Source organism: Nostoc sp. (assembly GCF_036917615.1).
Classification (GTDB): domain Bacteria; phylum Cyanobacteriota; class Cyanobacteriia; order Cyanobacteriales; family Nostocaceae; genus Nostoc.
Map to the genome: position 1 here is coordinate 20467 of NZ_JBALCZ010000019.1, position 24320 is coordinate 44786.

The 24320-nt window shown below is 42.5% G+C and carries 21 protein-coding genes, 2 tRNA genes, 1 pseudogene and 1 other annotated feature; of the genes and pseudogenes, 17 read left to right on the plus strand and 7 right to left on the minus strand.

The annotated features are described in order from the left end of the window. Window positions 1-215 precede the first annotated feature (215 nt). The gene (locus V7K85_RS05665) at window positions 216-632 is read right to left on the minus strand and encodes a hypothetical protein (RefSeq protein WP_334811680.1); all 417 of its coding nucleotides are present in this window, start codon (window positions 630-632) and stop codon (window positions 216-218) included. A gap of 62 nt (window positions 633-694) precedes the next feature. After that, a complete protein-coding gene (locus V7K85_RS05670) occupies window positions 695-1591 on the minus strand; it encodes an FAD-binding domain-containing protein (protein WP_334811681.1) in 897 nt (298 codons plus the stop codon). Window positions 1592-1835: 244 nt separating this feature from the next. Here V7K85_RS05670 and V7K85_RS05675 point away from each other — a divergent pair, with 244 nt between their 5' ends. From V7K85_RS05675 to V7K85_RS05730, 12 genes are all read left to right on the plus strand, one after another. Then, complete coding sequence (locus V7K85_RS05675; protein ID WP_334811682.1) at window positions 1836-2687, plus strand: serine/threonine-protein kinase; 852 nt, start codon at window positions 1836-1838, stop codon at window positions 2685-2687. A 2-nt stretch (window positions 2688-2689) separates the two neighbouring features. Next, window positions 2690-3601, plus strand: coding sequence for a hypothetical protein (locus V7K85_RS05680; RefSeq protein ID WP_334811683.1), 912 nt, complete (start codon window positions 2690-2692; stop codon window positions 3599-3601). 165 nt (window positions 3602-3766) lie between these two features. Further along, window positions 3767-4246, plus strand: a complete 480-nt coding sequence (gene bcp, locus V7K85_RS05685; protein ID WP_334811684.1) for a thioredoxin-dependent thiol peroxidase — start codon at window positions 3767-3769, stop codon at window positions 4244-4246. A gap of 173 nt (window positions 4247-4419) precedes the next feature. Further along, window positions 4420-5046, plus strand: a complete 627-nt coding sequence (locus V7K85_RS05690; protein WP_334811685.1) for a restriction endonuclease subunit R — start codon at window positions 4420-4422, stop codon at window positions 5044-5046. A gap of 3 nt (window positions 5047-5049) precedes the next feature. Then, on the plus strand, window positions 5050-6228 hold the full coding sequence (locus tag V7K85_RS05695; RefSeq protein WP_334811687.1) for a cysteine desulfurase family protein: 1179 nt from the start codon (window positions 5050-5052) through the stop codon (window positions 6226-6228). Between the two features lie 976 nt (window positions 6229-7204). Continuing rightward, window positions 7205-10504 carry a PAS domain S-box protein gene (locus V7K85_RS05700; protein WP_334811688.1) on the plus strand — a complete coding sequence of 1100 codons (3300 nt, stop codon included), beginning with the start codon at window positions 7205-7207 and terminating at the stop codon, window positions 10502-10504. Window positions 10505-10946: 442 nt separating this feature from the next. Next, entirely contained in the window at window positions 10947-11234 is a 288-nt protein-coding gene (locus V7K85_RS05705; protein WP_334811689.1) for a hypothetical protein, read from the plus strand. Between the two features lie 14 nt (window positions 11235-11248). Next, window positions 11249-11971 carry a cyclase family protein gene (locus V7K85_RS05710; RefSeq protein ID WP_334811690.1) on the plus strand — a complete coding sequence of 241 codons (723 nt, stop codon included), beginning with the start codon at window positions 11249-11251 and terminating at the stop codon, window positions 11969-11971. Window positions 11972-12270: 299 nt separating this feature from the next. Next, window positions 12271-13149, plus strand: a complete 879-nt coding sequence (locus V7K85_RS05715) for a pentapeptide repeat-containing protein (protein WP_334811691.1) — start codon at window positions 12271-12273, stop codon at window positions 13147-13149. Between the two features lie 194 nt (window positions 13150-13343). Further along, window positions 13344-14840, plus strand: a complete 1497-nt coding sequence (locus V7K85_RS05720) for an aldehyde dehydrogenase family protein (protein ID WP_334812029.1) — start codon at window positions 13344-13346, stop codon at window positions 14838-14840. Window positions 14841-15415: 575 nt separating this feature from the next. Continuing rightward, a tRNA-Lys gene (locus tag V7K85_RS05725) sits at window positions 15416-15486 on the plus strand. 113 nt (window positions 15487-15599) lie between these two features. Continuing rightward, window positions 15600-15800: a hypothetical protein gene (locus V7K85_RS05730; RefSeq protein ID WP_334811692.1), complete on the plus strand. Its 201-nt coding sequence runs from the start codon at window positions 15600-15602 to the stop codon at window positions 15798-15800. 264 nt (window positions 15801-16064) lie between these two features. Here the strand turns inward: V7K85_RS05730 and V7K85_RS05735 are convergent, their stop codons facing one another. Further along, a complete protein-coding gene (locus tag V7K85_RS05735) occupies window positions 16065-16601 on the minus strand; it encodes a hypothetical protein (protein WP_334811693.1) in 537 nt (178 codons plus the stop codon). A 244-nt stretch (window positions 16602-16845) separates the two neighbouring features. Between V7K85_RS05735 and V7K85_RS05740 the strand changes: the two genes are divergently transcribed. From V7K85_RS05740 to V7K85_RS05760, 5 genes and pseudogenes are all read left to right on the plus strand, one after another. After that, window positions 16846-16914, plus strand: a tRNA-Ser gene (locus tag V7K85_RS05740). 104 nt (window positions 16915-17018) lie between these two features. Then, a complete protein-coding gene (locus V7K85_RS05745; RefSeq protein WP_298918255.1) occupies window positions 17019-17207 on the plus strand; it encodes a hypothetical protein in 189 nt (62 codons plus the stop codon). A gap of 310 nt (window positions 17208-17517) precedes the next feature. Next, on the plus strand, window positions 17518-18951 hold the full coding sequence (locus tag V7K85_RS05750; RefSeq protein WP_334811694.1) for a hypothetical protein: 1434 nt from the start codon (window positions 17518-17520) through the stop codon (window positions 18949-18951). Window positions 18952-19119: 168 nt separating this feature from the next. Then, window positions 19120-19175 (plus strand) — a sequence feature (23S ribosomal RNA rRNA prediction is too short). Window positions 19176-19319: 144 nt separating this feature from the next. Further along, window positions 19320-20152 (plus strand): annotated as a pseudogene (locus tag V7K85_RS05755) (hypothetical protein). Window positions 20153-20157: 5 nt separating this feature from the next. Further along, the gene (locus V7K85_RS05760; RefSeq protein ID WP_334811695.1) at window positions 20158-20817 is read left to right on the plus strand and encodes a ThiF family adenylyltransferase; all 660 of its coding nucleotides are present in this window, start codon (window positions 20158-20160) and stop codon (window positions 20815-20817) included. A gap of 266 nt (window positions 20818-21083) precedes the next feature. Here the strand turns inward: V7K85_RS05760 and V7K85_RS05765 are convergent, their stop codons facing one another. From V7K85_RS05765 to V7K85_RS05780, 4 genes are all read right to left on the minus strand, one after another. After that, on the minus strand, window positions 21084-22082 hold the full coding sequence (locus V7K85_RS05765) for an RNA polymerase sigma factor, RpoD/SigA family (RefSeq protein WP_334811696.1): 999 nt from the start codon (window positions 22080-22082) through the stop codon (window positions 21084-21086). 737 nt (window positions 22083-22819) lie between these two features. After that, on the minus strand, window positions 22820-23101 hold the full coding sequence (locus V7K85_RS05770) for a peptidase (RefSeq protein WP_334811697.1): 282 nt from the start codon (window positions 23099-23101) through the stop codon (window positions 22820-22822). Further along, a complete protein-coding gene (locus tag V7K85_RS05775; protein WP_334811698.1) occupies window positions 23101-23742 on the minus strand; it encodes an RNA-guided endonuclease InsQ/TnpB family protein in 642 nt (213 codons plus the stop codon). The genes V7K85_RS05770 and V7K85_RS05775 overlap by 1 nt, the downstream gene beginning before the upstream one ends. Window positions 23743-23762: 20 nt before the next feature. Continuing rightward, entirely contained in the window at window positions 23763-24188 is a 426-nt protein-coding gene (locus tag V7K85_RS05780) for a DUF4363 domain-containing protein (RefSeq protein WP_334811700.1), read from the minus strand. Window positions 24189-24320 lie beyond the last annotated feature (132 nt).

Sequence of the window (24320 nt, forward strand, 5' to 3'; positions counted from 1 at the left end):
CTCTCCGATTCGGAGAGGGACAGACTTGAACGATAGTTCAAGGCAGGGAGAGGTTTGTTGAACTCACGCTGACAGAGTTAGCCGTAGTTCATCAAGCTATTCAGAGCAAGAAATCTAAAAAACTAAATTATTTAGAACACAATCTTATGGCTGTAACTAACTATCAAACTTTGGTAGAAGAAGCGATCGCCAGACATTACAATTTTACAATTGGGCTATTCAAAAACATAATTTTGAGCCACTTTCCAATAGCGCGAGAATCGCTTCAGGTCAATATAGCCCTCATAGTCAAAAAATGGCTCTACCTCCAGCACTTCCACTTTTATAGAACCCTCCATTTGATTGCAGATATCATCAAACCGGGGACTGGGACTGTTGGCTGTGACGACTAAATTCGCATCATGTTCTTCAGCAAAAGCTAAAATTTCTTGTGCCATATCGCCACGACGGATAACAACGGGTAACTCTAGCAAGCATTCGTAGATGAAAGCGAGGCGTTTGAGACTCAGTTGCCATTCCTCTATCAAAGCCTTGTCCCAAACCCAGATAGCTGGGGCATCGGGGTATTTTTGCAGTACGGGGTTGTATGGACTGAGGCAGTCTCCATGCACCCAAACAATCGGTTTAGTCATTAGTCATTAGTTATTAGTCATTAGTTATTAGTCATTAGTTATTAGTCAATAGTCAAGAGTTATTATTCTCTTCCTTGTCCCCCTTGTCCTCCCCTACTCCCCCTGCTCCCCTTCCCTTTCTTCTCACGCTGCCAACTTTGGCTATTGGCTTGTTTACTAAATTCCCCTTTGGGAAAAAGTCGCTGTTCTAATTCTTCATAACTACCTTCAAAATCACAATGACCGTAAAGCGGACATTTCTGGCAATAAACGCTTTTGGTGTAGCGTTCTAAGTTCTCACGGTTGAAAAAATACGGTTTATGACTAAATGTGCTGGCAACCCACTGCCATGACATATTATTGCTAGCAGGATCTCCATCTAAAAGGTGTTCGAGAAACCACTTGGCTCCTGTTTGCCAACGAATACGCCGCCAATGGACAATGTAAGCCGCTAGCCACATCCGGCCGTGGTTATGTAGATAGCCAGTTTCTTTCAAGTCACGGCTAAAGCTGTCGATACAAACTCTGCCTGTGATTCCTTCTCTGATATCTTGCGGCAATTCTGGTGTATATTCACCTACAGTGTAACCAGTTTTGTACTCTTCCTGGTCTTTCCAGATTCCATCCCCTAACTTTATATACAACCGTTGCCAATAGTCGCGCCAGCCTAACTCGTTAATTAGTTTCGTAGCATCGTCTTGCTGCTGTACTTGTTCAAGGACATAATCTCGAATTTCTCGCAAACTCAAAACGCCATAGCGGATATAAGGCGAAAGTCGCGTCACAGCACCTATGAAAAAATTACGTGTTTGCGCGTAGCCTACTCGGTCAATTTTTTGCAGCGCTTCTTCTGCCGCTTTGCGTCCTCCTAGAGTTTCGCTGATGTGGTCATCGCGTTCTGCTGCATCTGGGAATTGTTCGCGGAGGTAGGCTACCAACTCATCACGGTTGGTAAATTCGCGTTGCATATCTTTAGTCATGTGAACTTTGAAGGGTGGGAATAAATAAACAAAAATACTTGTAGGCTAAGTTATTATTATCGCGGATAAACACAAGCGATCGCTCTCAACCTTATGAGAGAACTTTTTTCATGGTAAGCAAAGATGAATGAGTGCATAGGCTTGCAAGAACCGCAGGCATAGCTTATTGTCCTAATTTTTACTGGTGACGTGAATATCCCAGTAAGGCTAGACTATCAGGGCAAACTGTGTTGCAAAAAACACCATGACCCTCTGCATCAATCCCCAATGTCCAAGACCCCAAAATTCTGAAAATATACTGTTTTGTCAAGCCTGTGGCTCAGAATTGCTTTTGGAAGGACGGTATCGAGTGACTCGCCAATTAGGCGCTGGTGGTTTTGCCAAAACATTTGAAGTCAACCACGCTAACACCCTCAAAGTCTTAAAAGTTCTGATGCTAGATGATACCAAGGCGGTATCGCTGTTTCAGCAAGAGGCACAAGTATTAAACCATCTGAATCATCCAGGAATTCCAAAGGGAGATGGGTACTTTACCTTCTCTCCCAAAAATAGCCAAGCGCCACTGCATTGGTTGGTAATGGAGAAAATTGAGGGGTTGGATTTGCACCAATATATGGAACAACGAGGTAATCGCCCCATTGATGAAAAGTTAGCACTTTTATGGCTAACCCAGTTGGCAAATATTTTGCATGAAGTGCATCAACAGAACTTTTTCCATAGAGATATCAAGCTACCAAATATTATGCTCAAAGCAGATGGACATCTGGCTTTGATTGACTTTGGTACAGCAAGAGAAGTTACACGAACCTATTATCAAAAAGCAGCAGGGCAGAATATAACAGGGATTATTTCACCAGGCTATACACCACTAGAACAAGCCAATGGTAAAGCCGTACCACAATCAGACTTCTTCGCCCTTGGTCGGACATTTGTTTATTTACTTACTGGCAAGTCTCCAGAGCAATTTTCTGAAGACCCGCGAACTGCTAAGTTAATGTGGCGAGACAGTGCCTTACAAGTTTCTAAGCAGGTAGCTAGTTTGATTGATTATCTGATGGAAGCATTTCCTGATAAACACCTCAAAATGCCCAAATGATTTTGAGGTGTTTATCAGAAATTAATTCAACTGTACAGTCATATTCTACTTCTTCTTCAGCATCACAATTACCACCTACAAAACTAGAAAAACCTAAACAAAGTAGGCAACTTAAAACCTCAGCGACTACTCAAATTCAATATTCAAAAAATGAAACCAATATATTTTCTAGTCAGATTGCCCAATTCACAGGTGGAGTAATTGCTTTCGCTATACTTTTTTTAATTAAATTTGGTAGTCGGGGAATTTATAAGCCTCTTCAATCTCATCCAAGTCAGCCAGTGGTGACTTCAACACCAACTGAGCTACAAGCAAACAATTCTGAGCCAGCAAATACTGATTCCACTCAACAACCTTCTATTTCCAACGAAAATATACCTTCAGGTGTTCCATCTGGTTGGAAGAAGTTTGAGGGTGGTGGTGCAGAATTATGGTTGCCAGCAAGTTGGGAGAGTGGAGATTTTCATGATAAGTTATATAAATCAATGAAGAGGTCAGGCAGTCACAATCCAGAAATTGAGCAGTTTGCTCAACAAGTACAACAAAATCCCTTAGCTTTTCTTTTGGCTTTCGACTCGAACAAGGGCGACTCAGGCTTCCTAACTAATGTAATTGTCTCAAATGAACAAGTAACTCTTACGATTAATTTAGAAACTTACTTACAAGAGGAGAGCAAGCACCTTCCTGCTCAGATTCGTATAGTGGATATGAAAACTGGGTTGGTTGAAGGTTATCAGGTAGGACGGATAATCACAGAAATATCACCAGGTAAAGGTAGAAGCGAAAAACAAATATCTTATCTCATGAAAGATGGCAGGACTATTTGGAGTGTAATTTTTTCGACTGGGGCAGATAAATTTGAACAACAATCACCAATCTTTGAAGCAAGTTTTCGTAGCTTTTCAGTTAAGTAGTAGCTTGTAATTAAAAATTGTCTCTAATTGTTTGGGTTTTGCTATTGTTCAACCAAAACTAATACTATTCGTAATTAGTGGTTACGTGCGATTGCTCAACTTATGTACAATTCTAAAGCCATGTCTACGACGAGCTACGCTTACGCAATCTCTTAAACCCCTATCATGAGCAACATTCCCCAAGTCGGACAACCAGCGCCAGATTTCTCCACTCCTGACCAAAATGGTAATTCAGTCACTCTCGACGATTTCAGCAGTCAGTGGGTTGTCTTCTACTTCTACCCCAAAGATGATACACCGGGCTGTACCACCGAAGCGAAAGATTTCACCGAGTTGTATCAAGATTTCAGCGCACTGGGAGCGAAAATCTTAGGCGTAAGTCCAGATTCGGGTAAATCCCATTGTAAATTTATCACCAAATATAACTTGTCAATCACCCTTTTAAGTGACCCAGAACATCTTCTGACAGAAGCCTACGGCGCTTGGCGATTGAAAAAGTTTATGGGTAAAGAATATATGGGTGTTGCTCGCTCAACCTTTCTAATTTCACCTGATAAAATTATTGTCTATGCTTGGCCTAATGTGAAAACCAAAGGTCATGCTCAGACAGTTTTAACTAAATTACGGGAATTAGCAGCCACGTAACGCAATTGGTTGGATGCAGGTATAGTTACAGCAATGCTACGTGAATTATATTTATAGTAATAAAGCAGGATGTGAGCAGCCTATTTGAGCAAAGTCTAGTGAAAGGGCGCTCTAGAAATTGCCAGCGCGATGATTGAAGTAAGGAATTAGACTTCTCGTAATTTGAAATAAATATGATTCAAGTCATCCAAGCCCAAAATGTCGGGTTTGCTTATCTGGAAGAAAGATTTGGTCTACAGCTAGCCGAAGATGAGGCATTCTTCACAGAATGGTTTGAGAATTTACCGGAAATTACAGATTTAGAAAAGCAAGATTTAGACAGAGTAAAATTTCATTTTCTCCGTTTAGTCAAGCGTCCTCCTTTGTCAGAAGAAACGGTAAAGTTAGTAATTTTATCTCCTTTACTCAATTTAGCTGGATTTTATGATGAGCCTTTTTATATGAGAGGCGAGCAATCAATAGAAATTTCCGCAGAAGATGAAGAAGAAGTTATTAGAGGTAGAATTGATTTTCTAGTTATTCAAGAACAATTATGGTTATTAGTAATTGAATCTAAAAGGTCTAGCTTTTCTCTTTTAGAAGCTATACCTCAAGCACTTGTTTATATGTTGGCTAATCCTAATCAAGACAAACCTACTTTTGGATTGGTAACCAATGGTAGTCATTTCATTTTTGTAAAACTGATTAAACAAAATATACCAAAGTATGCATTGTCTGATGAATTTACACTTTTGAAACGAAAAAGTGAACTATATCAGGTTCTAAGTATATTAAAAAATTTGAGTCAAATTATGAGTTAATTTATGTCTATTCGCCCTATCTATCTTGATTGCCATGCTACCACCCCCGTAGATGAACGGGTATTAACAGCAATCCTCCCCTACTTCACAGAACACTTTGGCAACCCATCCAGTATTAGCCATATTTATGGTTGGGAATCAGAAGCTGCTGTTAAGCAAACACGAGAGATATTAGCGGCAGCAATCAACGCCACACCAGAAGAAATTGTTTTTACGAGTGGTGCAACAGAAGCGAATAATTTAGCTATTAAAGGTGTTGCTGAAGCTTATTTTAAAAAAGGTCAGCATATTATTACTGTTGCCACTGAACATAGTGCAGTTATTGATCCTTGTAATTATTTAAAAACTCTCGGTTTTGAAATTACTATTCTCCCTGTCCAAAAAGATGGATTGATTGATTTAAGTGAGTTAAAAAAAGCTTTCCGTCCGGAGACGATTTTGGTATCGGTGATGGCTGCAAATAACGAAATTGGTGTGTTACAGCCTTTGGCAGAAATTGGGGAAATGTGCCGCGATCGCCAAGTCCTGTTTCACACCGATGCCGCCCAAGCTATTGGTAAAATTCCCTTGGATGTGCAAGCGATGAAAATTGACTTGGTGTCGTTAACCGCACACAAAGTATATGGGCCAAAGGGGATTGGGGCGCTGTACGTCCGCAGGCGCAACCCCAGAGTGCAACTGGCTCCTCAGCAGCATGGCGGAGGACATGAGCGGGGGATGCGTTCTGGGACATTGTATCCACCGCAGATTGTCGGTTTTGGCAAAGCTGTAGAAATCGCTTTGGCAGAACAAGCAACAGAAATCCAACGCCTCACCCAGTTAAGGCAAAGTTTGTGGGAACAGCTTTCCCAAGTTGAAGGAATTCATCTCAACGGACATCCGCAAGAGCGATTGGCGGGAAACTTGAATATCAGTGTTGAGGGAGTGGATGGAGCCGCACTTTTGCTAGGATTGCAGCCAGTAATGGCCGTATCTTCTGGTTCTGCTTGCTCCTCGGCAACTACTGCACCCTCCCATGTTCTCACAGCACTAGGACATCCCCAACAGCTAGCTTATGCCTCAGTGCGGTTTGGTATTGGACGGTTTAATACCCAAGAGGAAATTGATATTGTGGCGAAACATGCGATCGCTACCATTCAAAGTTTACGTAATACCAATTCAAAAAATATTTGCAACAGATAGGTTTGCCCATTTTCGATTACGCAGCTTATTAAATTGGTAAAGACGCTGCGCGAACAGTGCTGGCTGCCGATGAGCGATTGGCTATTTTCGCAGCGATAGAGTCGGAGACTTCTTTTCGAGACAATCTCTAAAAGCTTCTTCTAGACAGGCTTTTGCCTTAAGTTGACACCAATGTACCCTGCTTTAAGCTGCTTCTCTACGTTCGCGCAGCGTGTCGCAGACAGACGCTTTGCGTAGCTTGCTTCTCCGTAGGAGTATGCGTCTACATGAATTGCCTCTACGGTAAATCAAGGCTTTCACTGCCTTTTTGCGTAAGTCCTGTTTAATTCCTCATAACCGAAACGATAAAACCGAAATTATTTAGGATTGTGAATCTTTTATAAAAACCTAAAAGCCTCACAGAAAATCATATGTTTTCAGTGAAGCTAAATCAGCTTTTTAAGCAATCAATTACATAGCTAGGATGAATTTTTAGGGGATTTTAAGAAGAAACAAATAAAAACAATTTTCCTAACACATGAGTCAATACGGTTCGGTTAAGCTGCACAGTCCTTAAAGATCCCCCATTATCCCCCTTTTTAAGGGGGGAATAGAGCCATTTTTAGCTCAATACGCTTGGGATAAGCCTATTTTTCTTCCCCTGCCTCCCCTGCCTGCCTACACTGAGGAATTTTCTTAACCCAAGCGTATTGATTTTTAGCTCCCCTTAAAAAGCGGGGTTGGGGGGATCGAGTCTTATCCGGACCGTATTCACACATGAGTAGTTTCAATTCAACTAAAAACGCTGGAGTTAATCTTAATGATAACTTCAGCATTTTATCAATTTTTTCACAATAAAAGAATAATTTTTGCAGCTATTAAAACAAATAAAGTATTAAGATAAATAGCAGGTTAACATGAAGATTATATTTATCTATTAAAAAATCCTATTTTCAGACTATTACCTTAATAATTTAGGCAGAGCAGGTAGGCAAAAGTGTTTTATAAAAAAGTGGAGAGCTACATTAACCAAATCATAGCCGCCCCGTCAGAAATACAACAGGATGAAAAAGTATTTTGCCAGCAGGCGGATACTGCTCCTGTGATGATTTGGATAGCTGGATACAATGCACTTTACTGTTACTTCAATTCAAATTGGCTGAAATTTACTGGAAGATATTTAACAACAGGCGCGTCTACATCTGCGCGATCAGAGGAAATAGGCAATATCTGGACTTGTAGCGTCCATCCAGAAGATAGACAGCGATGTGAAGATATATACTTGGGAGCATTTGCAGCGCATGATTCGTTTCAGAGGCAATATCGCCTGCGTCGGGCTGATGGCGAATATCGCTGGATTTTAGATACAGCCGCGCCACGATTTGCAGCAGATGGTAGCTTTGTCGGTTACATCGGTTATTGTGTGGATATAACAGAAGTGCTTATAGTGGAAAGTCAACCTATCTTGACAGAAAACTCCTCGGCGTCTACAAATTTATCTGATTCCCTACGTGAAATTACAGAGCAAAAACAAACAGCAGAATTAACAACAGCACTAGAGCAACTACAAGCCGAAACTGCAAAACGTCAAGCAGTTGAAGCACAGTTACACCAAAAAACATCAGAATTTGCAGCGATTTTGCAAGTGCTTCCTGATTTGTACTTTCGTCTTGATGCTGATGGAACCATCCTGGATTACAAGCAAGGATTGATGGAGAATTCATATATTCCAACAGGAGATTCTCAGAGCAAGAGTTTGCGAGAATGCCTACCGACTGCTGTAGGCGATCGCTTCCACCAAGCAATAACTCAAGTAATTGAAACTCAATCTTTAGTCAGTTTTCAATATACCTTACCGCTACTAGAAGGGAAGAATAATTTTGAAGCTAAGTTGTTACCATTACCAGACCAGCAAATCATAGTTCTTGTCCGCGATAACAGCGACAACATCCAACCAGCATTTATAGAAAGTGATGCTAAGTTTCGCAGCATTGTCGAAAACGCCAATAACATTATTTTTGCACTGACACTTGAAGGGATATTTTCCTACGTTTCGCCTAACTGGACTGAAATTTTTGGGCATGAGGTTGCAGAGGTTGAAGGCAAATCCTTTATTCCCTTTATACATCCTGACGATGTGCCTATCTGTGCTGATTATTTTCAAAGAATTTTGACAATAAGCCAGAAACAAGACGCAATTGAATATCGGGTAAAACACAAAAATGGTAGTTGGCGATGGCATACAAGCAACTCATCTGCGATTAGAGACGCCAATGGTAATGTTTTAAACTTTGTTGGTATTTGCTATGACACCACTGACCGCAAACAAGCAGAAGAAGCTCTAGCAGAACGAGCGCGTTTAGCGAATTTTCGTGCTGATGTAGACGCCGCCCTTACCCAGAGTGACAGCTTACAGAACATGATGCACTGTTGCACCGATGCTTTAGTTGAACATTTAGATGCAGCCTTTGCTCGCATCTGGATACTGAACAAACAAGACAACGTATTAGAGTTGCAAGTCAGTTCTGGGATGTACACCCACATTAATGGGCTGCATCAACGTGTGCCAGTCGGTCAATTTAAAATTGGTTTGATTGCCGAAGAGGGTAAACCTCACCTAACTAACTCTGTGCAAACAGATCCCCGCGTGGGTAACAAAGAGTGGGCACAGCGAGAGGGTATGGTCGCCTTCGCTGGCTATCCCCTAATTGTTGAAGATGAAACTGTAGGGGTGATAGTCATGTTTGCTCGTCAAGTGATTACAGAATCAACTTTCACAGCACTGGAATTTGCCGCCCAGGAGATTGCCATTGGCATCAAGCGCAAACAAACAGAAATTGCACTAAAAGAAAGTGTTCAGCGAGAAGCACTCCTAAATCGTCTTTCTAGCCAAATTCGAGCTTCTTTGGATCTCAATTACATTGTAGAAACCGCAGTGCAGGAAATTCGCAACTTATTCCAAATTGATCGCTGCGCCTTTTTTTTGTATCGGCAAGACGCTGATATACCCTACTGGGAGAAAGTATATGAGGCGAAAAGTTCCTTTTTACCCTGTTTGCTTAACCACCAAGAAGCAACTAATTCAGAAATCGAACTAATCGCAGTCAAAACCTTGAATAGAGAAATCATCCGCATTGATGATGCTGAAACTGTGAACGATTTCATAGTACGGCAGTTTTTGCAGGATTTTGGTTTTACTGCGTTTATGTCGCTGCCCGTACACACCCAATCTGGCGAAATTGGCACATTTAGCTGTGGTTATTGTAGTGGCTTTCGACCTTGGCTGGACAACGAAGTAGAATTATTACAAGCAGTTACAGTTCAACTAGCGATCGCCATTGACCAAGCCAAACTTTACACCCAAAGTCGTATCGCCACCCAAACTGCCCAAGACAAAGCCCAGCAACTAGAAGCGGCATTGCTAGAACTTCAACAAACCCAAGCGCAACTGATTCAAACTGAAAAAATGTCCAGTTTAGGACAATTGGTTGCAGGTATTGCCCACGAAATCAATAATCCCGTCAATTTTATCTACGGCAATATTAGCCACGCCCGTGAATATACCAAGGATTTACTGCACTTGGTAGAACTTTATCAACAGAATTACTGCCCACCAACACCAGAGATTCACGAACAAATCTACGCCATTGATTTAGACTTTCTCAAGCACGATTTACCCAAAATCCTGGATTCTATGAATATGGGAGCCGAACGCATTCGGCAGATTGTCCTTTCTTTACGCAATTTTTCTCGCCTTGATGAAGACGGCACAAAGCCAGTGGATATTCATGAAGGTATGGATAACACCTTGCTGCTATTGCAAAATCGCCTGAAAACCAGACTAGGACATCCAGAAATCCAAATAATCCGAGACTACGGCAACCTACCACCGATAGTGTGTCACGCTGGACAGATGAATCAGGTGTTTATGAATCTGTTGACAAATGCGATCGATGCTTTAGAAGAGGGAGTGGGGAGTAGGGGAGAAGATCCTTCCCTCTGCTCCCTGTCCCCTGCCCCTCTGCCTCTTCCCGTGCCCACAATTCGCATTCGCACCCTTATTCAAGAAGACCATGTAATAATTAGCATTGCCGACAATGGTCAAGGGATGACTGAGGAAGTACGCAAACGTTTATTTGACCCCTTCTTCACTACAAAACCTGTGGGTAAAGGCACTGGCATGGGGTTATCAATTAGCTACCAAATTATTGTCAAAAAACATTGCGGGCAAATCCAGTGTATTTCAGCACCAGGAGAAGGTGCCGAGTTTGTCATCGTGATTCCACTACAGGAGTAACCCTAACCTTAACCTAAACTTAATTAAAAATTAACCTGTTGGTTGTTAACTAAGATTAATTCACTTTTTGCTGCAACATTTAAACCCCCCAGCAACCTGAGTTTACAGGAATTGGGGGGATTATTTCTCCTAGTATAGGGAATTAAAAGTAGGAATCTTGCAGTTAAATCGATTGAAAAATGTTCTAATGGTAGTACTATCTTTACGTAGGCATAGCCCAATCAAGCGAAAAGTCGAGCCAGTGCTACCTTGCGGTTTCCCGAATTGTTGCTTGCGCGTCTTTGCTTCTCCCATTAGTGAGAGGTTAGCGCCTGCCGTCGGATGCCCGAACGCGAACAGCGTCTCCTTTAGGAGAAGGGCTGTAGGGAAAAGCAACTGGCGTCTCTTGTGGCGGTTTTTGCCAATCTGTTAGCGCAGCCTCTTCGACGCAGCGAAAAGTGTATTGCGTCGTTTCCCGCCGATAGCGCAGCGTAAAGCCTTCTCTTCTCCTTTGGAGACGCTAACGCGAACGAGAGGCTTGTCTGCGACACGCTGTTCGCGTTCGCCAACGGCATGGCTTCTCTACGAGACGCTAAGCGTAGCTTGCTTAAGAGCAGGGGTACGCTTAGAGCGAGTCCGCAAACGCGAACAGCGTCTCGTAGAGATCGTCTGCCTGCGGCAACGCCAAAGGCGAACTGAACTTTTCAAGACAGGCATCGCACCTTTGAAAAAAATCCCTGAGTACAAATAAAATAGAAGGTTGGGATGATACAACCCCAAAGTCAAAATAGTATCACCTACACACGCGTTATCCACCTAAGTCATGTAATTGACATAGATATTCCCCAATGGTCTGGAGATCCCACAGTAGAATTTGAAACTGTGGCTGAACTAAATAATGATGGCTATTATCTGCGACGTTTCTCCTTGGGTGAACATAGCGCTACCCATATCAACGCCCCTAACAGTTTTCATAGTTCTGCCGTGGGAATTGACCAATACCCAGCCCAGTCATTGGTTGTACCTGCGGTGGTCATAGATATTCGCCAAGCCACAGCGGTTAATCCTGATTATGCCCTGACTATTGCTGATGTTGTGGTTTGGGAAGAACAATACGGTGAAATTTTTGCTGGCTGCGTAGTTATACTGAATACTGGATGGCAAGAAAAATGGTTGGATAAAAGTGCATTCCTAAATCATGATGCTCAAGGAATTGCCCACTTTCCTGGGTTTGGCAGCGATGCAACTCAATTCTTACTGAATGAACGCCAAATTGCTGGAATAGGAATTGATACTCATGGCGTAGATCCTGGGCAGGATAACAGTTTTGCGATTAACCGCTTAGTTTTAGAACAACCGCGGATTGTGTTAGAGAATCTGACAAATTTGGAGCAACTGCCACCTAAAGGTACTACTCTAGCGATCGCGGTTCTGAGGTTACGTGGTGGTTCTGGTTCTCCTGTGGGTGTTTTGGCATTCGTGCCTTAAGGCAAAGAATTCAGAACTCAGGAGTCAGAATTCAGAATTGATGCTTAATAATGATATACAGGGCAATAAAACGGCGTAACTCGTTCAGAAAATGCTGCTTCAGGCTAAAAAAATTACACCGTAGGGGCTAACTTAGAATGAGATTCTTGTTGAAGATAAGACTTTCAGCCGCCCATACTGGGTAACTTCCTTGCGCGGTAATGGCTTTAAGAGATTGCTTAGAATATATTTTCGCTAAATTAGTACTAATAGTTCTGTAAGAAGCAGTGATTTTTATCGCATTTTGAGGTGTGTATGTAATGAATGCTGAAGAGTTTCTTAGACGTTACGAATCAGGAGAACGAGATTTTTCTAAAGTCGTTTTGAAAGGTCTTCAGCTAAATCACCTTGATTTGAGTGACATCAATCTCAATCAAGCTTGGCTTGAATCTACTTGTTTGATGGGAACCAATTTAAGCAGTGCAAACATAAGCGGTGCTAATCTGAGGTCTTGCTACTTAGGTTCTGCCAATTTAACCAATGTTAATTTAAGTAACTCCCAAATAGAGGTAACTAACTTTAACGACAGCAATTTAACCAATGCTGATTTAACCAAAACGTTTCTTTGTGACTCTAGTCTAGTTAGGACAAATTTCACGTCAGCGACAATAGAGGAATGTAACTTAGCAGGTTCGTTCTGTCGCCAAACAATTTTCACAAATGCTAATTGGGATTGGAATTACAGTGACGTAATTTTTCATGAAGCCATATTACCCAATGGAGATATTGAGAATTATAACTATCACCCTAGCGAGGCTGTTAAATCATTACAAAAACGCTATGACTCAGGAGAAAGAATTTTCACGTTAGAGCGCGCTTTAGATTTGACAGGAATCAGATTGAGCGGTAGTGTTCTGCGTTTGTGGCTTTCAGACTTTGAATTGCGTTATACTGATTTGAGAAACTGTAATTTTGAAAGCTCAAGAATTCAAACATCTTTTTTTGATTTTGCTGACCTGAGTGGCGCTCTTTTTAAAGAGGTAGGTTTAGCTGATAACTCCTTCATTGCCGTTGATTTAAGTGATGCAAATTTTGAAGGAACATATATGGAAGATGATGACCACAGGTGTTGTTTTGATGGTGCAATCTTCTGTAGAACTATCATGTCAGATGGAAGTACTCGAAATAAGGTATGTTAACAGTTATGGGTTAAAAATGCAGTTGAAAAAATGCAATGCAGCGGACGGTATCAATCTGTAAAGCCGCACTGCCTTGGCTTTGCACGAGATAAAAACCTGACTCCTGACTCCTGAATTCTGACTTGACGATAACGTAGAAAGCAAGCAAACTTAGTACACAAATTCCACTAGATTATCAGTCGGAGGTGTTTGTGATTATAACTCCGCTATCTTGCCGCAATTACATTGACGGTCAATGGTTGAATGCTGTAGGGGAAGCAACTTTAGAAAGCCGCAACCCTGCGGACAAAACCGAAATCGTTGCCACATTTCCCCGTTCCCAAGTTAAGGATGTAGATACAGCGGTAGCCGCCGCCCGGAAGGCCTACCACAGTTGGCGCAAAGTTCCGGCCCCAGCTAGGGCAGAATACATCTTTCGCGTTGGGGAAATATTACTCCAGCATAAAGAAGAACTTGCCCAGTTAATCAGTCGGGAAATGGGTAAACCCCTGACAGAAGCTAGGGGAGATGTGCAAGAAGGTATTGACTGTGCCTTTTACACTGCTGGCGAAGGACGGCGACTATTCGGGCAAACCACACCCTCGGAAATGTCCAATAAATTCGCCATGACTGTGCGAATGCCCATAGGAGTTTGTGCCTTAATTACTCCTTGGAATTTCCCAGTGGCAATTCCTTGCTGGAAAGCTATGCCAGCTTTGGTGTGTGGCAATACAGTCATTCTCAAACCTGCCGAAGATACCTCCGCCTGTGCAACTAAATTGATTGAAATTTTTCAACAAGCAGGTTTACCACCAGGAGCAATTAACTTGGTGCATGGTGTGGGAGAGGAGGCGGGTAAAGCTTTAGTTGAGCATCCCAATGTAGATTTGGTGTCGTTTACTGGTTCTTCAGAAACGGGCGCTTTTGTCGGCGCTACTTGCGGACGCACTCACAAACGTGTCTGTCTGGAAATGGGTGGTAAAAACGCCCAAGTGGTGATGGAAGATGCGGATTTAGAACTTGCTCTCGATGGTGCAGTATGGGGAGCCTTTGGGACAACTGGTCAACGATGTACCGCTACTAGTCGTCTAATTTTGCATCGTGATATTAAAGAGAAATTTACCACCATGCTTTATGAGCGTACCAGTAAGTTACGCTTGGGTGCTGGCACTGACCTTAATACAGATATTGGCCCGATTGTCAATGAAAAGCAACTCCAACAGGTGAGTAAGTATTTGGATATCGCCCGTGAGGAAGGAGCAAAGGTTTTAATTGGTGGAGAAATTATCAGTGAAGGCTCATTGAAAAACGGTTATTTCTTTCAACCAACTATTTTGGATGATGTCACTCCCGATATGCGAGTTGCCCGTGAAGAGATATTTGGACCAGTAGTGGCATTGATTGAGGTTAGTTCCTTTGAGGAAGCGATCGCAATTCTCAACGATAGCAACTATGGTCTTTCTTCTTCAGTTTACACCCGCGATATCAACCGGGCTTTTACTGCCATGCGCGACATCGAAGCAGGTATCACCTATATTAACGGCCCTACTATTGGTGCAGAGGTACACTTGCCCTTTGGTGGTGTCAAACAAACCGGTAACGGACACCGCGAAGCTGGAACTACTGCCTTGGATGTTTTCACAGAATGGAAAAGTGTTTATGTTGACTTTTCTGGAAGTTTGCAACGCGCTCAGATAGATAACCGCAGTTAATTTCGCAATAAGCGCGATTTTCATCTGAGTAGACTATAAAAAAAGACCTAACAAGAACAGCCCCTTCCCTACAAGGGAAGGGGAGTAAGCTCTCTTGTTTTAAAAAAGAGGATCTAATTGACACGCATTGGAATGCGAAATTTGTAGTATCCCCTTGACATTATGTAGAGTATATACTACATTTGTAGTATAAAGATAAAAGCCTCCTCAAAAGGCAAAACTAAAACCTCTTGAAACCTTGACAATTGCATAGATGCCACTTTTTGGGGATTAGCTTAGTAACTTCCTTCGGCAGTGCCCACTTTTGGAGTGGCGATTGGTGTTCGACTGGTGCGAAGCCAACAAACGGACGGTTGCAGGATTCGGGTATCCTTTGCCACGCAACGCTAGCGCGAACGGGAAGGCAAAGCCTACAATTCCCGACGGTTCCACTAGACTCTACTTCGTGTAGACGCTTCCTTAGCAAGTCGAGTTACATCGCCTGAATAAGAGCATCACAATTATGCCTGCCTTGGGTCTGTAGCTCTAACGGTAGAGTTCCCAGATGTCACTTGTGGCCTGACAGAAAAAGCTTACATACTTGCTCAATGGTAGAGCGATCGTATCTTAAACGATAAGTGCAGGTTCAATTCCTGCGGTGTTACCACAGCTTTTTCAACTTGCACGAGGTGTGAGTGTAACTCTCACAGGGAGGGTATCGGTTCAATCCCGATCAGATCCACTAATATCAATTCGTAATTAAAATCAGAGGTGATTGCAATGGTTCATATTCGATTTGAAGGACGTTCCGTTGATGTCCCAAAAACACAATTGGGAATTGCAGCAGGGATGAATGATATGGCAGTCAAGGAGCGCGTTGCTCGGCATTTAGATGTGAATAGCGATCGCCTCTCTGTTTACGTAATTGATCGCCGTCCCAGTGGTGATTTGATCATCCGCCCTGAAGCTGTCTATGGTTAAAGTGCCTGGAAGACGGGAGTTAGAGGTTAGGAGTTAGGAGTTAGGAGTTAGAAGTTTTGAAGAAATTAGTTTCTTTTATTCATCACTTTTAATTCTTCAATCGTAACTTCTAGCTTAGGACTTTCAAAGCAGAAGGCAAGAAAGTTTAAAACATAAACTTTGTAAATGCTCATAGTGTGACTTGCTTAATCGCTTGTCCACGTTACAAGATTTTTTCAGCAATACGTAAAACTACGTAAACTATCACACAATGTTGCTCTGATACTATTTAGCCGTGACAAGCTTCCCTGTAAAGAAGGTTGTCCCTCCATTTGTTCCACTACCCTCTAGGGGATTACTTTGTAGAGGAAAGAAATGAAGCGAGATTGTCCCTTGTACTGTTTGAGTTGTTGGATCAAATGTAGCGCTATAATCAGCACGAGCAATGCCAGTACCGCCTTGGTTTGACAGAGAAAAGTCGATTGCTCTAGCAGTAATCTCTTTCCTTCCAGTACACGCCCAAGTACCCTGACCAGTGGTAAAAGGATTGAACACACCCGACACACCACCTTGGTCTGAGTCACCGACAATAAAATTGCCTTCCTTGGTAAGAGTGATCAGTCCACGTGAAGCAAATTTTCCCTTGCTGTTTTTGATTGTCGTCAGATATGTACCAGTCACAAAATTGCTGCAAACTGCCTGTTTGGAGTTGGTATCGTTGACAGATTCAGCTAAAACCTTCTGAATGTTCCAGATATCAGAAAGGCTCATTACCGAAAGTATGCTAATTGTCAATCCCAGCAAAGTTCTACGAATTTTCATGGTACAAGTACAATAGATAAATTATCAAAGTCTACTGAGAAGTATACTTAAAACAAAAAACATTCCTGATAAATTTTTGTTAACTCTAGGTTTAAGCTATAATTCATCGTTCTGCCGCATTGTATAGAGGTCGAATGATTTACGCTGTTAGTAAAAAGCAATGTAACAAGAAAGAAATTCGATTTATTTTAAATCAACTTTCTAAAAACTAAAATTTTCACTTCGTGCCCTAACTGAAAAAGCTTACATACTAGCCAAATGGTAAGGCACTTGACTTGAGATCAAGCAACTACGGGTTCAAATCCCGTGTGTGAATCAACAGCTTTTTCGACTTGCACGAGGTGATCTTATTTCATTTCAACATGGAGGTGAGAACGATGAAAAAGATTAATTCTTTCAATATCGAGCCTGAAGACTTTGACGAATTTGACGATTTCTGCTTTTGAATCATCAAGTAAACGTCGTCGTGGCTACCCATCTGAAAAAGCTGTTAAACGTGGCGACCGCCTTGTTCATGGCGACAAGGAACTACAGGAAAAGCTTGGTAACAATGACCTTTGTCTTTGTGGTTCTGGTCGCTGCTTTCAAAAAGTGCTGTCGCAATAGCGGCAGATATGATGGTAGCTTACGCAGCTACTACTTTTAGGGAGTAGTGCCAACGATTTCGATCCCTTAGATCAAAACTGGCAGTTGTTGCCGCGCCCCGATCGCAGAAGCTTACATAACTATGCACAAGTTATACACAATGCTTCTACAACTTGCGCGGTGACTTTATCCCCCCGCGTGCAACATCTGCCTCCTTCAATTTTGGATTTTAGATTGCAATCCAAAATCTAAAATCGTTCGACTGAGCGTAGCCGTTCGCGTAGCGTTCCGCAGGAAAGTCCAAAATCCAAAATTCCTAGAGGAGGTTCTTATGAAAACCGCAGAACGTGACCTACGCCTGGAAATGCTCAACAGTTTGCTCACAACTCCTCACCGCAAACTTGAGCAAGTCGCAGAAATTCATCAGTTAATTGTTGAACTCGATCCCATCTTCTACGGACACCTGGCAATCTGGTATCAGCGTCATGGTGATGTCCGCGATCACAAGGAAGTATTTATTGCTCACTTGTTGACTAGCAATTTGACTGAACACCGAGATGCTGGATTTATTATGCTGCAAGAGTTTCCACCCTATCAGGTGGCTCGTGTGGTGGACTTCATGAAGCAGCAGCAGAATAAGCTGCCTCGTTCCGCTCGGACTGCGGTACGGCGTTACTTGAAGACACGGGAGAGCAATCCGGCTCTGTTTGATCGCGCTGCTTTGCGAGGTCGTAAGGCAATGAAGCACTTATATGCTTCACTACATATCAAGCCAAATGAGCGGGCAAATGCGATTCTGTTTGGCGATACTCCTCCAGAGGGTTCGTTAGCAGATATGCTGAAGCACCTTGCTAAGGCAGAAAATGCCGCCGAACAGGCACAGCTAATTGTGGAGTTCAAAATTCCCTACACGATCGCAATTGGTGCGATCAAGCAACTTACACCAGTTGTGCTGGTGGCGTTAATCAACAGCATGTCTCCTCAAGAAGCGATCAACAACCTCAAGTCTCTCCAGACTAGAGGTGCAATGGATCACCCACAAGTCAAGAAGCTGATTGATTCCAAGCTGGAAGAAGCGTCTAAGAGTACGCGTGTCTCAGCATTCAAAGCACAGATTGCGACAGACGCAGGAGATTTCGACGCAGACACGGTTGCTCAACTGGAAAAGGTGACAAACGAACAGGTAAAGCGGCGTGGTGCGATCGCTCGTCCAACTGCTTTATTGGTGGACAAGTCTGGTTCAATGGAAAATGCGATCGCGATCGGTAAGCAACTTGCTGCTCTAATCTCTGATATCACTCAGGCAGAACTGTTTGTCTACGCCTTTGACACCATTCCTTACGCTGTTACGGCAAAGGGCAAGGAGTTGACCGACTGGGAGCGTGCCTTCCAGCACATCAACGCAGGCGGTAGCACTAGCATCGGCTGTGGATTGGAAGCAATGCGACGGAAAAAGCAGGTTGTTGACCAAATTATCATAGTGACGGATGAGGGCGAAAATGCGGCTCCTTACTTTGGTGAAGTCTACAAGACTTACTGCCGGGAGTTGGCGATAATGCCCAATGTGGTGATTGTCCGTGTGGGTACTCATTACGACTGGGTGGAGAGTCAATTGAAGCAGCAGCAAGCACCTGTAGATACGTTTACTTTTGCGGGTGACTACTACAGCTTGCCGAACATCGTTCCACTGCTAACGCGCCCCTCTCGTCTGGATTTACTGATGGAGATTTTGGATATGCCGTTGCCTGTGCGAGAGGATAAATGAGTTCTAAAGGATGGCAATGACAACCGCGATCGCTTTTTCATTGATTTTGTAGTATATTGTATTATAATAATATCCTGCGTGCCCCAACTAGTGGAGCCTACATACTAGTACGAGAGGAAAAGTAACACTGCCAAATGCAGTGGGCGTGTGAAGGGGAGTGCGAAGAACCTGGGAGGTAGGCTTAAAAGTAGCCATCCTTGAAAGAGTGTGTAAAAGCTCACCAGCGGAGTCCCTCTAGTAACTGAGAACACGCAATGCTCCACCAACTTGCACGCATAATTATATTAATTCGTAATTAAGAAAGTTAGATTTTACCACGGTTTTTAGGGTTGCATTGGTAGCCTTATTTTTGAAAATTGGTATTAGTTATGACTAACATATTTAAGCTAATCAACCAAATTGCGATCGCAGAAGCAGAGTTGTCTGCTACCCAATTCCTTGCGCCTTGTGTTAAAGGTGGACGAGTTCGCACAAGGGTAGCCGGGATGGTCTACACCTTCACGCCAAAGCCTAGTAAATTTGAAGGTTGGGGTATTTTTCAGCCTGTGGATGAGAAGACAGCAAGCGTTGTAGCAGAAGCAGACTTCCCCCAAATTGCGGAATACCTGCAAAACTTTCCCAAATACGCCTGCGGTTAGCACACCAACTGCGGAAACAAACTTGGTTGGCATACCCCGTGAATGAAGCAGATATGCGTCAACGGTTGAAGGTAGTGAAACCGATCGCAGTCCACTTAGTTACTGAGGGTATCGCCTTTGAGCAAATCATTGCCCGATGGAATGGACAGTCTTGCTGGTTCGAGGAAGTAGATCGCTGTACCGATCCGGTAATTGCTGAAACTCTGCAATCTGCCGTCAAGCAACTCATTCCTGCTGAGGAATTACAGTTTAAGGGCATTACTCCAGAAATTCGCACAGTGTATCAATTAGCAACTCGGCGGATTGAGGGATTTACTCAACCCCAACAGGATGAAAAGCGACTGAGAAAGGCTTTGCAAATGGGCGGCGGTACCTTAACTCAATTCCACGATCGCAACGACTACTGGACAGTCGATTGGACAACTGCTGATGGTGTTCGCCATAGTAGTGCGATCGCTAAAACTGATTTGACTGTTGTTAGTTCTGGTATTTGCCTAAGTGGACGCGATCGCGATTTTGACTTGCAATCCTTAGTGGGTGTGATGGAACAACAAGAGTGGTGAGGACAATGAGTATCTTTTTTCACGAACAACTTTACCGCACCAATGCTGTGATCGCAAAGCTTAAGGATTATCCGGTAACAATTTGTGGCGCTGGAGCATTAGGAGCTAACATTGCGGAAAACTTAGCTCGGTCTGGTTTTGATAAACTTATAGTAATTGATCGCGATGCCTGCGGCGGGCGTAGCCATCGCATTGAGGAGCGTAATCTTTCGACTCAGCCTTACTACCGTTCCGATGTTGGAGCATTCAAGGCGAAAATCTTGGCGAACAATTTATATCGAGCAATTGGTACTAAAGTTGATGCCAAAACAAAGGAGTTGACACCAGCAAATACAACTCAACTACTCAAAGACAGCCAGCTAATTGTCGATGTCTTTGACAATAGTGTGGCACGTCAAGCAGTGAAAGATTATGCTGAACAATTAAGCATCCTTTGTCTTCATGCTGGACTATCAGCAGATTATGCAGAAGTGATTTGGAATGACGTTTATCGCGTTCCTTCTGAGGTTAATGATGATGTCTGTGATTATCCCCTGGCACGAAACCTAGTGATGTTAACCGTGGCTGTGGCGTGTGAAGCGATCGTTTCATTCATTGCTACAGCAGAACAGCGTAATTTCACCATCACCCTAAAGGATCTGACTGTTCAATCTTTGTTTTTGTAGGTTGCATAGACGCTTTTAGCAGGTTGTCGTAGACATCGCCGATCAGAATTTACCAAATTCTCAGGGTTTAAGTAAAGAGCAACTAACAAGCGGCAAATTTTGTGGCGGGGTGTAAATGTTTCGGCTACGCTCAACACAAGTCCCAGTTACAAAACTTAATTACGTTAGCGAGTTTGCGTCCCTTGCGCGTCTGGTAGAGAGCATCATTACGTAGCTTGCTTCTCGCCTTCTCTACGAGACGCTACGCAAATGGCGAGTATTACGAATTAACTAGCTAGATAGTTGTCTATCTTATTCTTATGTCTTCGTAGAGTACCTAAAGCTTGTTGCTCTATCTGTCGTACTCGTTCTCGACTAATACCCATACGTTGACCAATCTCCACTAAAGAAAGTTCATTTCCATCTGTTAAACCAAAACGTAAAGTTAATATTTCTCGTTGCTGGGGAGTTAAATTTGACAATAAAAGTTGAATATTTTGTTGGAGAAATTTTTGATCAGCGTATAATTCTGGAGAGAGTCCATCATCCTCCAACATATCTTGTAATTCTGTATCTTTTTCTAAGCCAACTCGCAATTCTAGAGAGACAGTTTTACGTGCTAAGAGTAAATAATCTCGAATTTGTTTGGGATCTAAAGATAGTTGTTCGGCAATCTCAACTGCGGTAGGAGTACGACCTAATTTTTGAGTTAGTTCACGTTGAGTACGCTTGATTTTGTTCAGTTTTTCTGTAATATGAATAGGCAAGCGGATAGTACGTCCTTGTTCGGCGATCGCTCGTGTAATTGCCTGACGAATCCACCAATAGCCATAAGTTGAAAACTTGTACCCTTTAGTAGGGTCAAATTTCTCAACTCCTCGCTCTAAACCTAAACTTCCTTCTTGAATTAAGTCGAGAAAATCTAGGTTATGTCTTTGATATTTTTTCGCAATAGACACTACAAGTCGCAGGTTAGACTGAATCATTTTCTGCTTGGCTTGATGTCCCTGATGTAGCTGTTGCAGCAGTGATTTTTCACCGATATTTATATTTTCAATCCACTCTTGTTGTGTCGGTTGACGTTTTAATTGAATAGCTAATTTTTCTTTCGCAGCCAGTAAAACCATCATTTGTTGAACTTGCTTGGCGAAATTAATCTCTTGCTCATGAGTTAATAAAGGTATACGTCCAATTTCGCAAAGATAAACACGCACTGTATCAGCAGTATATGAAGGTTTTTCATTTTTATTACTTACTTCTAGAAACTGGTTAGATAGATTATTCATAGTTATTTAAACCTTCAGAGATACTTGTTGGTTTAGAGGGAAATAGATTTCAATCCGAGAGAATTAGTGTGAAATTCAAAAACTAAATTAGAATGCAATTCTTAATTTTGATGATTAAGGTGCTGACGTTAATCGTGACTGGAATCATTTTATAGCTTAACTTTAAAAGATAAAGTCAAGAATTTGTCAAGATTTTTCTGGTTGTTGTCACGGATAATTATTTCGCTAAGACTAATATTTTTTAAGTTAAGAGCTTGATGTTACAGGAGCTTGTCAAAGAATTGAAAAAGTTATGTCTGTCCAAATTCCAGCGGATTTCAATTTGATGAAGTACACAACCTAAGTCTCGAAATCAGACATAAAGCCTGTTTTACTTAATAATTCTGCTGTAAGTAGCTAGACATGATATATACTATGACGCATGAAAGTACTTTTTCCTTCCTTCTGTCTCTTTACAGTTCTATCCTAAGTCAAGTCGTGTTCTGGGAATCTAAGCAAAGAAAATCACTCCCTGTACATGTTGGCATAGAGATGTTGATTTTCCCTTGGATTCTATTTAAAAAGTCGCCTTCGCTGGGAAGGACTAGGAATACCTCTGGAAACTGCTTCTGCAATGGGTTTTGCAGCACTGGAGACAATGGGTTATGCCTTCATGACACTTTCACGATCGTACCGGAACCTACTTGTCTTTATATCTTAAAAGACTGCGATCGCTCTTGAGTAAAGTTATACCTTTTCTACTCCTTCTCGGATTTTGACCTTTTCTTAGCAAACAAACTAGTCATACTTAATCCAGTAACCAACAACCCTAATAGTCCTAGTCCGTTCAAAATCGGGTAGATTCCCTGTAAACCGAAGATTTCACCACGATGAATCGAAAGCAGTAGACTACGCCCAACTCCAAGGTTAGCTGACCACTCACCTACCAGCGTAGCTGCAATACCAGTTAACAATGTTACAGCAAGCGGTAAAGCTAAAATAATCGCCAGAGTCCGGTGGTACTTGCGAAATGAACGCATTATCCAAAATCTCCAGTGGAAACTATAGCAGTTTGCAACTTGATGAGGTATAGAACTGTTTGTGTGACATCAACCTTCTTGATGATTGCAGCCGTCTTTACCTTAAATCCATCGGGTAACGGACGATGCAAAATCATCTTTAACTTGCCAATTTTCGGAAGTTGGATAAACCGCGAAATGCGCCACGAGGATACGACAGATCGGACACTTTCGCGCCCGTCAATGTGTTCTGGTTTGATGGGATCTGGAAATGCAATTGACCGAAATCGTCCCTGACTTTTGAATCTGGGCTTACCACTTCGCTTACCGTTGCTGTCACCGCTTAACCATCGGTCAAACGTCTTTTCGACCCGCGCAATCACGTCTTGCAAGGTATGAGAAGGAAGCTCTTTATATTCAGGAAACAGCTTTTTTGAGTTGACCAAATCCCGCTTCTGCGAATAGAAATCAGGACGGTCTCTCAACTTTGGTAAGTAGCAGATGAGCGGACAAGCATTAATGTCACATCGATTCTGCTCGTACCAGTCCAAGCGCTCTGCTAACCGATAGTTGTATTGACGACGGACAAGTTCAAGCCACTTATCCATCGTGGCTTGCTGCAATTTTGTCAATCTTAATCGGTACTGGTGAGCGGTTCTCATGTGAGCGTTATCAATTTAACCTACCCTTTAGAAACAGTGGCGATATTTGTGTCAAGTGTTTGTAACCCTTTAAGAGCTTTCGCTTTATCTTTTGCTTTCAGCGCATCCTTCACCTGGTCCGCAGCATCTTCGATGACAGTATAGGTTTTTGAAGATTTAGTTTTGACACCATCCTCAACCTTAGACCAAGAGTTTTCAAACTTATCAAATTCCTGTTGAGCTTTGTCAAACTTTCCGGCTGACACCGCAGTTTTTGTATTTGAAACTACACTGACCAAAGTACTAAAACCTCCCTGCGTAGCACCAGTAGTTTTGGATACTGTTGTCCCCGCTGTAGTTTCAGTGGTAGCAGGAGCCTGGGTAGTAGATTGTGGAGCGCTGTTGCATCCTACCAATGTCAGTAAGCCAATTGCAGTAAGGGGGATGATGTAGATTAAGCGTTTCATAATACCTCTTGAATAATCATAAATCGCCAAGTACTGACGGTATCAGCTACTATATCAGCAAACCTGTCGTCTAAAGTTGTTGGAGACGTAGGAAGATTCTATGCAGGTTTTTGTCTGTGTAAAACTTGTATT